Source organism: Yoonia sp. 72 (assembly GCF_034652275.1).
In the GTDB taxonomy this organism is placed as follows: Bacteria; Pseudomonadota; Alphaproteobacteria; order Rhodobacterales; family Rhodobacteraceae; genus Yoonia.
The window spans coordinates 401229-417234 of record NZ_JAXIWG010000002.1 but is presented as its reverse complement, the minus strand read 5'-3'; the positions used below and the strand labels follow the sequence as shown (position 1 = coordinate 417234).

The 16006-nt window shown below is 60.8% G+C and carries 12 protein-coding genes; 4 read left to right on the top strand and 8 right to left on the bottom strand.

Features of this window, described 5'->3' with window-relative positions:
* Nucleotides 1-29 precede the first annotated feature (29 nt).
* The gene (gene radC, locus VCK47_RS10560; protein WP_322891056.1) at nt 30-767 is read left to right on the top strand and encodes a RadC family protein; all 738 of its coding nucleotides are present in this window, start codon (nt 30-32) and stop codon (nt 765-767) included.
* Between the two features lie 2 nt (nt 768-769).
* Here the strand turns inward: radC and VCK47_RS10555 are convergent, their stop codons facing one another.
* Together VCK47_RS10555 and secA are read right to left on the bottom strand one after the other, a co-directional pair.
* Nucleotides 770-1753, bottom strand: a complete 984-nt coding sequence (locus VCK47_RS10555) for a hypothetical protein (RefSeq protein ID WP_322891055.1) — start codon at nt 1751-1753, stop codon at nt 770-772.
* A 94-nt stretch (nt 1754-1847) separates the two neighbouring features.
* Complete coding sequence (gene secA, locus VCK47_RS10550; protein ID WP_322891054.1) at nt 1848-4553, bottom strand: preprotein translocase subunit SecA; 2706 nt, start codon at nt 4551-4553, stop codon at nt 1848-1850.
* Between the two features lie 195 nt (nt 4554-4748).
* Between secA and VCK47_RS10545 the strand changes: the two genes are divergently transcribed.
* The 3 genes from VCK47_RS10545 to mutT are packed head-to-tail and all read left to right on the top strand — an operon-like array spanning nt 4749 to nt 7207.
* Nucleotides 4749-5591 (top strand): peptidylprolyl isomerase, encoded by an 843-nt coding sequence (locus tag VCK47_RS10545; RefSeq protein WP_322891053.1) that lies wholly within the window; start codon nt 4749-4751, stop codon nt 5589-5591.
* Nucleotides 5592-5597: 6 nt separating this feature from the next.
* Nucleotides 5598-6812 carry a bifunctional glutamate N-acetyltransferase/amino-acid acetyltransferase ArgJ gene (gene argJ, locus VCK47_RS10540; protein ID WP_322891052.1) on the top strand — a complete coding sequence of 405 codons (1215 nt, stop codon included), beginning with the start codon at nt 5598-5600 and terminating at the stop codon, nt 6810-6812.
* Entirely contained in the window at nt 6809-7207 is a 399-nt protein-coding gene (gene mutT, locus VCK47_RS10535; protein WP_322891051.1) for an 8-oxo-dGTP diphosphatase MutT, read from the top strand. The genes argJ and mutT overlap by 4 nt, the downstream gene beginning before the upstream one ends.
* A gap of 45 nt (nt 7208-7252) precedes the next feature.
* Here mutT and infB read toward each other — a convergent pair whose 3' ends face one another.
* The 6 genes from infB to VCK47_RS10505 all read right to left on the bottom strand — a co-directional run bounded on the left by infB (nt 7253) and on the right by VCK47_RS10505 (nt 16005).
* The gene (infB, locus tag VCK47_RS10530) at nt 7253-9745 is read right to left on the bottom strand and encodes a translation initiation factor IF-2 (RefSeq protein WP_322891050.1); all 2493 of its coding nucleotides are present in this window, start codon (nt 9743-9745) and stop codon (nt 7253-7255) included.
* Nucleotides 9742-10374 carry an RNA-binding protein gene (locus VCK47_RS10525; RefSeq protein ID WP_322891049.1) on the bottom strand — a complete coding sequence of 211 codons (633 nt, stop codon included), beginning with the start codon at nt 10372-10374 and terminating at the stop codon, nt 9742-9744. The genes infB and VCK47_RS10525 overlap by 4 nt, the downstream gene beginning before the upstream one ends.
* Before the next feature lie 21 nt (nt 10375-10395).
* Nucleotides 10396-11997, bottom strand: coding sequence for a transcription termination factor NusA (nusA, locus tag VCK47_RS10520; RefSeq protein ID WP_322891048.1), 1602 nt, complete (start codon nt 11995-11997; stop codon nt 10396-10398).
* A complete protein-coding gene (gene rimP / locus VCK47_RS10515; RefSeq protein WP_322891047.1) occupies nt 11997-12572 on the bottom strand; it encodes a ribosome maturation factor RimP in 576 nt (191 codons plus the stop codon). Before rimP ends, nusA begins: the two co-directional genes overlap by 1 nt.
* 180 nt (nt 12573-12752) lie before the next feature.
* Complete coding sequence (locus VCK47_RS10510) at nt 12753-14294, bottom strand: ABC transporter substrate-binding protein (RefSeq protein ID WP_322891046.1); 1542 nt, start codon at nt 14292-14294, stop codon at nt 12753-12755.
* Between the two features lie 49 nt (nt 14295-14343).
* Nucleotides 14344-16005 (bottom strand): ABC transporter ATP-binding protein, encoded by a 1662-nt coding sequence (locus tag VCK47_RS10505; RefSeq protein WP_322891045.1) that lies wholly within the window; start codon nt 16003-16005, stop codon nt 14344-14346.
* Between the last annotated feature and the right edge of the window lies 1 nt (nt 16006).

The window sequence follows — 16006 nt, the reverse complement described above, 5'->3', positions numbered from 1 at the left end:
CGGTAACCAGCGATCCGGCAGGATGTGGCATGACCCATCTTGCCGAATCCCGCAGTCTTTTCCCTGAAACCGACATCCCGCCTGCGGGCAAACTGCCGTCCTACATACGCGACCACCGACAACGGCTGCGCGACAGGTTCCTGTCGGGCGGACCGGCGGCGATCCCCGATTACGAATTGCTGGAACTCGTGCTGTTCCGCGCGATCCCGCGGCAGGATGTCAAACCGCTCGCGCGGGCGCTGATCGACCATTTCGGCGATTTCAACAGGGTGCTGTCAGCCAGTGTCACGCAGATCGGGCAGGTGCAGGGTGCCGGACCCGCCGTCGCGCTGGAGCTGAAGATCGTCGAAGCAGCAGCGCACAGGCTGGCACGCGCACGCGTAATGCAGCGGCATGTCGTCTCAAGCTGGGATGCTTTGCTGACTTATTGCCACACGGTCATGGCGCATCGCGATACCGAACAATTCCGCATCCTGTTTTTGGACACCAAAAACGTCCTGATCGCGGATGAAGAACAGGCCAAGGGCACGCTGGACCATGTGCCCGTCTACCCGCGCGAGGTGGTGAAGCGCGCCTTGGAACTGAACGCGGCGTCGATGATCCTTGTGCATAACCATCCGTCCGGTGACCCCACGCCATCGCAGGCCGATATCACGATGACCCGCCAGATCAGCGATGCGGCGAAAACGCTTGGGATCACGGTGCATGACCACCTGATCATCGGCAAATCCTGCGAAATCAGCTTTCGCGCCCAGGGACTGTTCTGATCTCAGCGCAAGGCAGGCATCGGCGGGGTAAAGCGGTCGTCCAGCAGAACGACCGACCCAGCCCCATCGCAGCCCGGCAAGCGCAATGACATGTCGCGGCGCATCACCAGATCACCCCGGTTGATCTGGAACGTCGTGACGGGCATCGCGCGGCCACAGTTTTCAGCCGTCAGCACAACCCCTATCTTGAGCGCCATGTCCGTTGCACCCTGCCAACCGCCTTGAGGGTAGGTAAAGACTTCTGCGCTATAGGACGGATCGGCGCTGCCCGTGCCAAGCCGCTGCACGGTGCCGCGCGATCCGATCGTATCCTGAACCGACGCCGACCAGACATGGCCGGGATCGCCAACCTCTGCACCGGCGGCAAAGGAATGCAATTGCAGGTTCCCGGCACCCCGCCATTGCAGGACGGCACGGTCGTAATTGCGCAGGGCCGGCACAGGGATCGTGACCCGCGCCTGTTCGACGTTGGCAGTGAACAACACGAACTCAGCCTCAACCGACAAAGCAGGCACCAGCGTTTCAAGCAGGCCTTCGGAATCAGTCCGTGCCGAAAAGCGGATCAGGTCATGCGCGATAAGCACATCGGTGTCAGGGGCGCATGGCAGGGTCGCGGTCAAGGTCACCATCGCATCCGCCGCACGCCGCGCAGACAGCGCGACAGGGCAGGCCGAATCAGGCGTCGCCATGATCGTGCCAAGGCGGGGGACGGCAGCCTCGACATAGACGGCGGGGACGGGGACGGTCGACATCGTGGTCAGGTCATGCCGCGCTGGCCGGAATGTATCATCGGGAAAGCCGAAAGCAGGCGTGCCTTGGGTGTTCAATACCAGCGACAGCGATCTGGGCTGGGCAGAAATGCTTGCAGGAAGCGGCGCCGTTGGCCCGGCTGATGTGCCGATCAAGTCACTTTGCACGACATATCCCGCGCCAATCGCCAAGGCGAGAACAACTGCCGCAGACCTGAACGTCATGATTCCAAACATGGACACCCCTGCTTTTCAAGGGATACCATACGCCCGGACCGTGGTCTGAGAAGGTCTCAAACACGACGCTAAGGCGTCAAGTTTGTGTCAATCCTCAGGCAAAGCGCCCATGGCAATGCTTGAACTTCTTGCCAGACCCGCAGGGGCAAAGGTCGTTGCGCCCCGGATTGCCCCATGTTGCCGGATCGTTTTCATCGAATCCGTCGCGCGCTGCAGCCTCTGTCGGGGCCAGTGTCGGTGCGCTGGCAGCTGCAACGGCGGCAGCAGCGGCAGCCTGCTGTTCACGGAATTGCGCGATCAGACGTTCCTGTTCCTCTTTCGACATCGGGCGGATCTGCGACAGTTTCTTGGTGACATCGGTGCGCAGACTGTCCAGCAGCTTTTCAAAAAGCTGGAAACCTTCAGTCTTGTATTCGTTCAGCGGATCACGCTGGGCATAGCCGCGCATCCCCACGACAGACCGCAGATGTTCCAGCGTCAGCAGATGTTCGCGCCATTTTTCGTCGATGGTTTTCAGCAGGATCTGCTTTTCGACATTGCGCATCGTCTCGGCGCCAAAGGCATCAGCCTTTTCGCCCATGTATTTGTCGGCGGCTTCTTCCAGACGTTCGCGCATGACATCGTCGTCAACGCCTTCTTCGGCCGCCCAGTCAACGACGGGCAGATCAAGTCCAAGATGCGCCGCAATATCGGCCTTCAGACCTTCGGCATCCCATTGATCGGCATAGGATTTCGGCGGCATATAGATCGTGACCAGATCGTCGATCACCTGATCGCGCATATCCTTGACGACATCGGCGAGATCCGCGCTTTCCATGATCTCGCGGCGCTGGGAAAACACGACCTTGCGCTGCTCGTTCATCACATCGTCGAATTTCAACAACTGCTTGCGGATGTCAAAGTTGCGCGCCTCGACCTTGGCCTGCGCGCGTTCCAGCGATTTGTTGACCCAAGGGTGGACGATGGCTTCGCCTTCTTTCATGCCCAGACCGGACAGAACCTTTTCCAGCCGCTCGGACCCGAAAATGCGCATCAGATCGTCTTCGAGAGACAAAAAGAACGTCGACCGCCCCGGGTCACCCTGACGACCCGACCGGCCGCGCAGCTGGTTGTCGATCCGGCGGCTTTCGTGCCGTTCGGTAGCCAGCACAAACAATCCGCCCGCCGCTTTGACCTTTTCCTTTTCATCCGCGACTTCAGCTTCGATCCGGGCGCGCAGCGCTTCGGGGTCGACCTCTGGATCGGCAGCCATGGCCTGCAGAACGCGCATTTCCACGTTGCCGCCTAGCTGGATGTCGGTGCCGCGACCGGCCATGTTGGTGGCGATAGTCACTGCATTCAGCTTGCCGGCATCGGCGACGATCTGCGCCTCTTGTTCATGCTGGCGGGCGTTCAGCACGTTGAAGGTGATACCTTCGGCGCGCAGCAGCCCAGCCAGAAACTCGGATTTTTCGATAGAAGTGGTGCCCACAAGGATCGGCTGGCCCTTGGCATGGGCTTCCTTGATCTCGCTGACAACGCCGTCGAATTTTTCCTTGGCGGTGCGGTAAACCTGATCGTGTTCATCAACCCGCGCGACAGGGCGGTTCGTCGGCACCTCGACCACGCCAAGGTTATAGATTTCGCGGAATTCGTCGGCTTCGGTCGCGGCGGTGCCTGTCATGCCGCCCAGCTTGTCGTAAAGGCGGAAATAATTCTGGAATGTCACCGAGGCGAGTGTCACGTTTTCAGGCTTGATCGTCACGCCTTCCTTAGCCTCGATTGCCTGATGCAAACCATCCGACAGGCGACGGCCAATCATCATGCGGCCGGTGAATTCGTCGATCAGCACGACCTGATCGTCGCGGACGATATAGTCCTTTTCCTTGGTGAACAGGACATGCGCGCGCAAGGCTTGGCTGACATGATGGACCAGCGTGGCGCTTTCGGGGTCGTAAAGTGTCTGACCTTCGGGCAGCAAACCAAGAGCGGCCAGTTTTTCTTCGAGGAAATCGTTGCCTTCCTCGGTGAAAGTCGCCTGACGGGCCTTTTCATCCAGCGTGTAATGCTCGGGCAGGATATCGGGGATCACTTTGTTGATCGCCGCATACATCTCGCTGCGGTCCTGCGCGGGGCCGGAAATGATCAGCGGCGTGCGTGCCTCGTCGATCAGGATACTGTCCACCTCGTCCACGATCGCGAAATTGTGGTAGCGCTGGTACATCTGGTCCAGTTCGGACTTCATGTTGTCGCGCAGGTAATCGAACCCCAGTTCGTTGTTCGTCGCATAGGTCACGTCACAGGCATAGGCGGCCTTTTTGTCAGCCTCGCCCTGTTCGGGCACGACAACGCCGGTGGTCATGCCGAGCGCGCCGTAAACCTTGCTCATCCATTCGGCGTCGCGACGGGCAAGGTAATCGTTCACGGTAACGATATGCACGCCCTTGCCGGTCAGCGCGTTCAGATAGGCGGGAAAGGTCGCCACAAGCGTCTTGCCTTCGCCGGTCTTCATTTCGGCGATATTGCCCTGATGCAGGAAAATGCCGCCCAGCAACTGCGTGTCAAAAGCCCGCAGACCCAGCGCACGCCGCGCAGCCTCGCGGCAGTTGGCAAAGGCTTCGGGCAACAGCGCGTCAAGGCTTTCGCCTTTCAGCGCACGGTCGCGGAATTCCTGGGTCTTGGCCTTCAGTGCATCATCGCTCAGCGCCTGAAACTGCGGCTCCAACGCATTGATCTGCGCGACAAGCGGCCGGGCGGATTTGACTTTGCGATCATTGGCAGAGCCAAACACCTTTTTGGCAATCGATCCGATACCGAGCATATTCTCTCCGCCGGCGCTGACGCGCCTGTCTGACATCTATTTGAGAGGAGGTTGCTTGTAGGCAGGCCGCCAGCCACATACAAAGGGGCCAAATTCGCACTACTTCCGGCCTCCTCGAGGCTTTCAAGGGATGTAAGGGGCCGGATATAGAGTGTCAACGCCGGGCGGTTGCGCGGCCTATCAAGGGATCGTTTAATGCTGAAACATGTTACATTTTTGGGGGCCGCGGCGGTTTCGCTGTCCGTGACGACTGGTGCATTCGCGCAGGACGTAACCGCCGATACTGTCGTCGCCAAAGTCGGCGACACCGAAATCACCGTGGGCGAGCTGATCATCGCTCGGTCCATGTTGCCGCCACAATATGCGCAGTTTCCCGACGAGATCCTGTTCACCGGGCTGGTTGACCAACTGGTGCAGCAGCAGCTTCTGGCCGATGTGCTGGAAGAGACACCCCCAAGTGTGCGTTACACGATCGAAAATGAACGCCGGTCCTTGCTGGCCGCGCAAGTGATCACCGATATCGCCGAAACCGCAATCACGCCGGAATTGCTTGAAGAAGCCTACCAGGAACGCTTTGCCAATGCGCCTGAAATCCCGGAATTCCGCGCAGCACACCTGCTGGTCGAAACCGAAGAAGAAGCCAACGCCGCTAAGGCGCAGCTTGATGCAGGCGAACCATTCGCCGAAGTTGCAGCCGCCGTTTCGACCGATGTGACCAGCGCCAGTGGCGGCGATCTGGGCTGGTTCGGCGAAGGCGCGATGGTGCAAGAATTCGAAACCGCTGTCATGGCGCTCGAAGTGGGCGGCGTATCCGACCCGTTCGAAACCCAGTTCGGCTGGCATATCGTCACTCTTGTCGATCAGCGCGCCCGCCCGACACCGACCCTCGAACAGGTCGCGCCGCAATTGACCGCCGAACTGCAGGAAGCTGCCGTGATGGCCTATCTGGATGAACTGTCCGCCGCGACCACCGTGGAACGCCCCGAAGAAGGCGCTTTCGATCCAAGCGTGATCAATCAGGTCGAATTGCTGGATTGATCTGACATGAAAACCTCGCCGCTTGCGCCTGCGCAATTTCCCGACCTGCCCGTGATCGCGGGTGTGACTTTTGCCAGTGCTGCGGCGGGGGTCAAATACAAGAACCGGACCGATGTGATGCTGGCCATCGCAGCGCCGGGGTCTGCGGTGGCGGGGGTCTTCACCCGATCTGCCACACGGTCCGCGCCTGTGCTGGATTGTCAGGCGAAACTGGGCGGTGATCCGTCCGGTGCCGCCGCGATCCTTGTCAATTCGGGCAATTCCAACGCCTTTACCGGCAAGAACGGTGTGGCGAGCGTTGCAGCACTGACGCAGGCCGTAGCCGACTTGACCGGCGTGCCGGTCGGGCGCGTGTTCACCGCCTCGACAGGCGTCATCGGCGAACCCCTGCCGCATGACCGCATCATCGCCAAACTGGAGGACCTGCACGCAGGCCAGACCGAAGCCGCAATCAAGGACGCCGCCCGCGCGATCATGACGACCGACACTTTCCCCAAAGGGGCCAGTGCCAGCGTCACGGTCGGCGGCAAGACCGTGCAGATCGCAGGGATCGCCAAGGGGTCCGGCATGATCGCGCCCGATATGGCGACGATGCTGGTTTATATCTTTACCGATGCGCTGATCGGACAGGAGGCGCTGCAAACGCTCGTCTCGCGGCACAATGACCAGACGTTCAACTGCATCACCGTGGATAGCGACACATCGACATCCGACAGCCTTGTTGCGGTTGCGACGGGTGCCTCTGGCGTGGATGTCACCGGTAATGCCGATTTTGCAGCCGCGCTGCATGGCGTGATGCTGGACCTTGCGCATCAGGTGGTGCGCGACGGCGAAGGGGCGACCAAGTTTGTAACCGTTGCCGTGACGGGTGCCGCCGATGATGCGGATGCCCGCAAGGTGGCGATGGCAATCGCCAACAGCCCGCTCGTCAAGACGGCGATTGCGGGGCAGGATGCCAACTGGGGTCGGATCGTCATGGCCGTGGGCAAATCCGGCGCGCAGGCGGACCGTGACCGCCTGTCGATCCGGTTCGGGGATATCACCGTCGCCGAAAACGGCTGGCGCGCACCGGATTATTCCGAAGATGCCACCAGTGCCTATATGAAGAATGCCGAACTGGTTATCGGTGTCGATCTGGGGCTTGGATCGGGGCACAGCACGGTCTGGACCTGCGATCTGACGCATGGTTACATCGACATCAACGCCGATTACCGGTCGTGAAACTAGTTCTTGTTTCGGCGGTCGCGCTGATTGACGCGGACGGGCGGGTGCTGCTAGCACAGCGTCCCGAAGGCAAGGCGATGGCCGGTCTGTGGGAGTTTCCGGGTGGCAAAGTCGAGCAAAGCGAAACCCCCGAGGCCGCGCTGATCCGCGAGTTGCACGAGGAACTGGGCATCGGCACATGGGCGTCCTGCCTTGCACCGCTGACATTCGCCAGCCACGCCTATCCCGATTTCCACCTGCTCATGCCGCTTTTTGCCTGCCGCAAATGGGAAGGCACGCCGCAATCGCGCGAAGGGCAGGCGCTGAAATGGGTGCGGGTGAATGAATTGCGTGATTATCCGATGCCCGCGGCGGACATTCCGCTGATCCCGATCCTGCGGGACTGGTTATAAAAAAGGCGGCCCAAGGGGCCGCCTTTTTCTTCATGACAGAAGCCTTTACAGGTTCCGTTCGACCGATTCCCGCTCGAAAATCTCGATCACGTCGCCGGGGCGGACATCATCGTAGTTTTCAAACGCCATGCCGCATTCCTGACCAGACTGAACCTCGGCCACTTCGTCCTTGAAGCGTTTGAGGGTCTTGAGCGTGCCTTCGTGGATCACGACATCGTCGCGCAGCAGGCGCACACCGGCAGAGCGGCGCGCCACACCTTCGGTGACCAGACAGCCCGCGACCTTGCCGACGTTGGACACTTTGAACACATCCTTGATGGTCGCATAGCCGATGAACTTTTCGCGGATTTCAGCAGACAGCAGACCGGATGCGGCTTTCTTCACGTCATCCACAAGATCGTAGATCACCGAGTAATAGCGGATCTCCACGCCCTTCTGGTTGGCGGAATTGCGCGCTGTCGCGTTTGCACGGACGTTAAAGCCGAACACCGGCGCGCCCGAAGCCTCGGCAAGGCCGATATCGGTTTCGGTGATCGCACCGACACCCGAATGCAGCACGCGCACGCGGACTTCGTCGTTGCCGATCTTTTCCATCGCCTGAACGATCGCTTCGGCAGAACCTTGCACGTCGGCCTTCACCACAATGGGCAATTCGCTGACGTTCTGGTTGGCCTTGGCATTCGCCATCAGCTGTTCCAGCGTGGTGGCAGCACCGGCAGCAGCACGCTTTTCCTTGGACGCCTTTTCACGGTATTCTGCGATTTCGCGCGCCTGTGCTTCTGTCGCGACAACGTTCAGCACATCGCCCGCTTCTGGCGTGCCGTTCAGACCCAGCACCTCGACAGGAACGGCGGGGCCAGCTTCGGCCACACGTTCGCCCTTGTCGTTGATCAGCGCGCGGACCTTGCCGTACTGTTCGCCCACGACAAAGATATCACCCTGCCGCAAGGTGCCGTTCTGGATCAGAACCGTGGCGACGGGGCCGCGGCCGATATCAAGCTGCGCCTCGATCACGGCACCAACGGCGGCGCGATCAGGGTTGGCTTTCAGTTCAAGGATTTCCGCCTGCAGCGCGATGGCTTCCAGCAGATTGTCCAGACCTTTGCCCGTCAGCGCCGACACTTCGACATCCTGCACATCACCGGACATCTTTTCGACGACGACTTCGTGCATCAAAAGGTCTGTGCGGACCTTGTCTGGGTTGGCGGATGGCTTGTCGATCTTGTTGATCGCCACGATCATCGGCACCTTGGCCGCTTTCGCGTGGTTGATCGCCTCGACCGTCTGCGGCATCACGGCGTCATCGGCGGCAACCACCAGCACGACGATATCCGTCACCTGTGCCCCGCGCGACCGCATCGAGGTAAAGGCCGCGTGGCCCGGCGTGTCGAGGAAAGTCAGCATCGAGCCAGAATCGGTTTTCACCTGATAGGCACCGATATGCTGGGTGATCCCGCCAGCTTCGCCCGCGACAACCTTGGCGTTGCGGATCGCATCAAGCAGCGACGTCTTGCCGTGGTCGACGTGGCCCATGATCGTGACGATCGGAGGCCGCGAAATCAGGTCTTTTGGATCATCAAGAACCTGTTTGATCACGTCTTCCACGTCGGCATCCGACACGCGGACAACGGTGTGGCCGAATTCTTCGATGATCAGTTCGGCGGTATCGGCGTCGATCGACTGGTTCTGCGTCGCCATGATACCGTTCTGCATCAAAGCCTTGACCACGTCGGCGACACGTTCCGCCATCCGGTTGGCCAGTTCCGACACGGTGATCGCGGGCGGCAGCGCCACATCCCGGAAGACCTTTTCACGTTCGGCAGACCCACCCATCGCCTTGGCGCGAGCGCGGTCCTGCTTGCGTTTCATGGCGGCCATCGACCGCTGGCGGCCACCTTCGCGGCCGGTCAGCGCGTCGTTCAGAGTCAGTTTACCTGCGCGCCGACCATCGTCTTCGCGGCCGGGCTTGACCTTGGCGGCCTTTTCACGGGCTTCGCGTTCGCGGTCGACCTTGCGGGGACCGGCGGCGGACGGACGATCAACGGCATTTTCACCGGGCAGGGCGCTGGCATCGGCACCCGCAGGTGCGGTATCTGCCTTGACCTTCGCGGCGGCGCGTTCGGCCTTGCGCTTTTCTTCTTCGGCCTTGGCTTTGGCGCGTTCTTCGCGTTCGCGGTCCTCGGCCTCTTTGGCTTCCATTTCGGCGCGGCGCGCCTCGCGCTCGGCGGCGCGTTCTTTTTCTTCGGCTTCGCGCTTGGCGGCTTCTTCGCTTTCGCGCGCACGCGCCATGGCGAGCGCCTTCATACGGCGTTCGAGTTCGACATCAGAGATGCCTGCAGGCCGCTTGGACGGGTCGCCGCCCATCGGCACGCCTGTCGAGCCGGCGGGCTTGGCCGCACCGGGTTTTGGCACCACAACGCGTTTGCGTTTGGTTTCCACCACGACGTTTTTGGTCCGCCCATGGCTAAAACTTTGCTTCACGTTACTTGGACGTGACCCACCAAGGCCGAGTGGCTTTTTTCCGTCGTTATCGCTCATCTAGCTTCTTTATCCTTCCCGGAGGCCCCATCGCCGCCGTTCCCTTCGCGTAATCCGCGTAGCTTTGAGGCTTCCTCTACAACACGATCGCTGAGTCCACCAGTCGCAAGCGCGCCATGTATCACACTTTGACGCCCGAAAGCCAAACCCAATTCGGCTGACGTGAGGCAACCGAAGTATCTGGCCCCTTCGGGCGTCCAGAGTTTGGTCTTGCCGCGCTCTGATCCGTCAGAGGCCTGCACCAGCACGCGGACACGTTCGCCGCCCGCCAGCCAGCCCTTGACCTTTTCAAAGCCGCAAACAGCACGGCCGGCCTTGCGCGTCAAGGCGATCAGGTCGACGGTGCGGCGCGCGATCTGGCGTTCCACCTCGTCCACCAGACCGTCCGGCACCGTGACCGGCTGCTTGGCCGAGCGTGAAAACTGGCCTTTGCGGGCCTGTTCCAGAATGGCGCGGTCGGCGGTGACATACATGCCCCGTCCGGGCAGCTTGCCCAGAATATCCGGCACGACCTGATTGTCCGGTCCGATGACGAACCGGATCAGCCCGGCTTTTGGCTGGACCTCTCCGGTGACGATGCATTTACGTTCCGCATCGTCGTTTTCATCTTTATGCCCGCCACGCGTCATTCATTTACTCCGAAGGCCTGATCAGGCCTCCTCTTCCTCGGTTTCGTCGGTGTCTTTGTTCAATTCGTCCGGATCGACCCAGCCCAGCATGACGCGTGCGGTCATGACCATGGTCTGCGCTTCTTCCAGCGACACATCGAACGGTTCCAGCACGCCTTCGTCCTTGACGCGTTCGCCGTTGACGGTCGTCCAGCCACCGGCCAGTTCCCAATCCGCGCAGGTGGCGAAATCTTCGAGCGTCTTGACGCCATCCTTGCCCAGCGCTTCCAGCATCTGGGGTGTCAGGCCTTCGAAATCAATCAGGCTTTGTTCGACGCCTGTTGCAATCGCGGCATCCATCGCCTTTTTCGCCTGCGCCTCGAGGTAGTCGCGGGCACGGGCCTGCAATTCGCCTGCGGTGCCTTCGTCGACGCCTTCGATCACCAACAGTTCGTCCTGTTCGACATAGGCGACCTCTTCGAGGTTGGTAAAGCCTTCGGCGACCAGCAACTGGGCAAAGAATTCGTCCAGATCCAGCGTGTCCATGAACAGCTTGGTGCGGGTTTCGAATTCGGCCTGACGGCGCTTGGATTCTTCTTCCTCGGTCAGGATGTCGATGTCGAGACCGGTCAGCATGCTGGCCAGACGCACGTTCTGGCCGCGACGACCGATGGCCAGCGACAGCTGTTCATCAGGCACCACGACTTCGATTTTGCCCGCTTCTTCGTCGAGAACGACCTTGGTCACCTCGGCAGGCTGAAGCGCGTTCACAAGGAAGGTCGGCATGTCCTCGTTCCAAGGAATGATGTCGATCTTTTCGCCCTGCAATTCGTTCACAACGGCCTGCACACGGCTGCCACGCATACCGACGCAAGCGCCCACGGGGTCAATCGAGCTGTCATAGCTGATGACCGCGATCTTGGCGCGCGAACCGGGGTCGCGGGCGACGGCCTTGATCTCGATGACGCCTTCGTAGATTTCGGGCACTTCCATCTTGAACAGCTCGGCCATGAATTCAGGCGCTGTGCGCGACAGGAAAATCTGCGGCCCGCGCTGTTCGCGGCGGACTTCCTTGATGTAGCAACGGATACGGTCGTTGGGGCGGTACGCCTCGCGGCCGATCTTTTCGTTGCGGCGCAGCACGGCCTCGCCCGAACCCACGTCGACGATGACGTTGCCGTATTCCTCGCGCTTGACCAGCGCGTTGATGATCGTGCCGGCGCGGTCCTTGAATTCTTCGTATTGCTTGTCACGCTCGGCTTCGCGGACCTTTTGCAGGATCACCTGCTTGGCCGATTGCGCGGCGATCCGGCCCAATTCGACTGGGGGCACTTCTTCGCTGTATTCCTGACCGATCTGGGGGTCGGTCATGTAATCCTTCGCCTGTGCGACGGTGAATTGAGCCTGATAATTCTCGACCTCGTCATCGGCGACGACGGTCCGCACGCGGGTGAACGTCGCGCGACCGGTCTTGCGGTCGATCTTGACGCGAATGTCCATTTCCGCGCCGTAACGCGACTTGGCCGCACGGGCGAGCGATTCTTCCATCGCCTCGACCACCAGACCGGGTTCGATGTTCTTTTCGCGGGCCACGGCCTCTGCGGTTTGCAGAAGCTCGAGCTGGTTTGCGGACGTATAGGCCATCAGGTGTTCTCCTCGCCATCGATGATGGTTTCAATTTCGTCAAATTGGGCTTCGTCGATCTGGCCCGCATCCTTGCGCCCACGCAGCACGTCGCGGATCAGGTCATCTGTCAGGACCAGTTTGGCATCTGACAGCCATTCGAATTTCAGGCCGATCGTGCCTTCTTCAATAGTGATCAGCACCTCGTCACCATCGGTGCCTGCCAGTTCACCCTTGAACCGGCGGCGACCGTCGATCAGTTCCTCGGTCTCGACCTTGGCTTCAAAGCCCTGCCATTGCTCGAAATCCTTGAGCCGGGTCAGCGGGCGGTCGATGCCGGGGCTGGAAACCTCCAGCGTGTAGACATCGACGATCGGGTCCTCGACATCCAGCACGGCGCTGATGGCGGTCGAAATCTGCGCACATTCGTCCACCTCGATGGTGCCATCGGGGCGCTGCACCATGATTTGCAGGGTGCTTTCCTTGCCGGTCATCAGCCGTACGCGCACGACCTCGAACCCCATGTCCTCGACGACGGGGGTGATGATCTCTGCGATCCGGCGGTCGATGGCCGCCTTGGCGATCAGGTCATTCATGGGTTGTCCCAAGCATAAAAAAACGGGCGCGCGGCCCGTTGATGTTTCCCGGTGGAGCCTTGGGGGTGGAAGCCAAGACGCCGCTATTGAGGCTGATATAGGCCGTGTTGCGCGGAACTGCAAGCGCAATGCAAAACGCCCCGCCGATCAGGGCGGGGCGTTCAATGCGCTGCGGGCGGTTTACGCCAGCGACCAGCGTTCCAGCATGCGGTTGTTGTCCATCTGCGCGGTGTTGCCCACCACGTCAGGCGTCACGACACGGCTGCTGATCGCCTGCACGAAGTTGGCGAACATCGGGATGATCACGCCGCCATCATCACGCAGGATCTGCTGCATTTCGTAATACTGCTCGCGCCGCTTGTCGGTGTCGAGTTCGGCGCGCGCGGAATACAGCAGTTCCTGGAACCGTGCGTTGTCCCACTGGCTGTCGTTCCACGGCACGCCGGCCTCGTAGGCGGACGAGAACATCCAGTCTTCGGTCGACCGGCCTGTCCAGTAAGACGCCGAAAACGGCTTGACCAGCCAGACGTTCGACCAATAGCCGTCTGCAGGTTCCTGAATCACGTTGATGTTGATCCCCGCAGGGGCGGCAGAGGCCTGATACAACTGGGCCGCATCAACCGCACCTTCAAAGGCGGCGTTCGATGCCGACAGGTCGATGTTCAGACTGTCGAGGCCCGCCTGCTGGAGGTGGAACTTGGCGCGGTCGGGATCGTATTCCAGCTGTTCCATCTCGGCATGGTAATACTGGTTTGCGGGGCCGATCGGGCTGTCGTTGCCGACTTTGCCGTGACCCAGCAGGATCTTGTCGACCATGTCCTGACGGTCCACACCGTATTTCAGCGCGCGGCGCACGTTCACATCGTTGAAAGGTGCGGTCTGGGTCAGCATCGGGAAAGTGTAATGCTGGTTGCCGGTCACTTCCTGAATGCGGACATTGGGGTTGGCGCGCAGCAGGGGTTCCAGACGGAAATCGATCCGGTTCACGGCGTCAATCTGGCCGGTCAAAAGCGCGTTCATCCGCGCGGTGTTGTCGTTGATCGCGATCAGTTCGACCTCGTCGAAGAAACCGGCGCTGTCACCCTTGTAGTGATTGGCATAGCGCCGCCCGACAAAGCGGACACCGGGATCGAAAGACACGACTTCGTACAGACCCGTGCCGATGCCTTGAGCGATGGCTTCTTCGATCTGGCCTGCGGGATACATCAGCAGGTGGTAATCCGACAGCAGATAGGGGAAGTCGGCATTGCCTGCTTCCAGCGTGAACTGGACCTGATGGTCGGTGATCTTGCGCATCTCGGTGATCGCGGCGACCAGCGGCTGGGCGGCGGATTTCGACCCTTCAGCCACATGCAGTTGCAGCGATTCGATCACGTCATCCGCACCGAAAGGCTTGCCGTTGTGGAAGGTGACGCCCTGGCGCAGGTTGAATGTCCACACCTTGGCGTCCGGGCTGGCTTCCCAGCTTGTCGCCAGCTCGCCCTGCAGCGATCCGTCTGCCGCGACTTCGGTCAGCGCGTCGAATACACCGCCAAGGGCTGCGGAAATCATGAAAACGTCGGAATGTGTCCGGCCGTCCCAACTGTCGGATGTGTTCGCGCCGCTGAGGCCTGCGGTGAACTTGCCACCCCGGCTTTGCGCTCGCAGCGGCATCCCCGACAACCCGAGCACGCCTGCGGCGACACCCGTTTTCAGCAATCCGCGTCTGCTAATTCCACTCATATCGTCTTCTCCCTGTTATGCCGTGACGGCCCTTTGGACCACGATTCGATCAAAGTTTATTAACGGCTGCATCGCCGATATTATCAACACCCCGTTCAGCCAGCAGATTGCTCAGCCAGTCAGGGTCCATTTCGGGCACCGACGACAACAAAAGGTCGGTGTAGGCGTGGTGCGGCGGGCTGAACATTTCGGCCTTGGGCCCTTGTTCCACAACACGCCCGTCCTTCATCACGACGACTTCGTCCGCGATGGCCCGCACCGTCGCCAGATCATGCGTAATGAACATATAGGACAGGGACAACTCGTCCTGCAACCTAGCCAAAAGCCGCAGGATGCCTTCCGCGACAAGTTGATCCAGCGCAGACGTGACTTCGTCGCAGATGATGAAACGCGGCTCGGCGGCCAAGGCGCGCGCGATCCCGATGCGCTGTTTCTGCCCGCCCGACAATTCGGACGGCAAGCGGTTGTAGTATTCTGCGGGGTCCAGTTCGATCTGTTCCAGCAAGGCATCGACGCGCTGGCGCTTGGCCTTGCCCGTCAGGCCAAGGTAAAATTGCACAGGCCGCGCGATGATCTGCCCGATCGACATGCGCGGGTTCAGCGCGGTATCGGCCATCTGGTAGATCATCTGCACTTGCCGCAGCTGATCCTTGCTGCGCTTGCGGTAATGGGCAGGCAGGACCTTGCCATCAAACAGGATCTGCCCCGAACTCGGCGGCAAAAGCCCCGTGATGCAGCGCGCGGCGGTCGATTTGCCCGACCCGCTTTCGCCGACGACGGCGACGGTGCGGCCTGCGTGGATATCGAAACTCACATCATGCAGCACCGGCACCTTGCCATAAGCGGCATCGACCTTTTGCATGCTGACAAGGGGCACGGCCCCCGTCTGCACGGCGGGTTTCGCAGGGCGTTCAAAGCTGCGCACCGCCCAAAGTGATTTGGTATACTCCTGCGTCGGCGCGTTAAGCATGGTGCGGGTATCTGCGGTCTCAACCTCTTCTCCGCGCAGCAGCACCTTGATCCGGTCCGCCATCTGCGCGACGACTGCCAGATCATGGGTGATATAGATCGCGGCAGTATTGTATTGCGCCACGATATCACGGATCGCCGACAGCACCTCGATCTGGGTGGTCACGTCCAGCGCGGTGGTCGGTTCGTCAAAGATGATCAGGTCAGGGCGGCAGGACATCGCCATCGCGGTCATCGCGCGCTGCAACTGCCCGCCCGACACCTGATGCGGATAGCGAAAGCCGATTTCCTCAGGATTAGGCAGGCGCAGCTTGCGGTAAAGCGCGATGCCATCCTCGGCGCTGTCCTTGCGTCCGGCGATGCCATGCTGCACCGGCCCTTCGACATGCTGGTCGATCAGACGGTGGGCGGGGTTGAAACTGGCCGCTGCCGATTGCGCGACATAGGCGATACGCTTGCCCAGCAAGTCACGCTTGACCGCGGCCGAAGCTGTCAGCAGGTCAATCCCGTCGAATTCCACGCTGCCGCCGCTGATCCGCACACCGTCGCGGGTATAGCCCATCGCGGCCAGCCCCAGCGTGGATTTGCCTGCCCCTGATTCCCCGATCAGCCCCAGCACCTGCCCGCGTTGCAGCGTCAGGTTCACGCCCTTGATGATCGGGATCCAGGTTTCATCAGTGCGGCCGTCGATCCGGATATCGCGGATCTTGACCAGTGGCGTGGTGTCGGAGGCTTGCGTCATG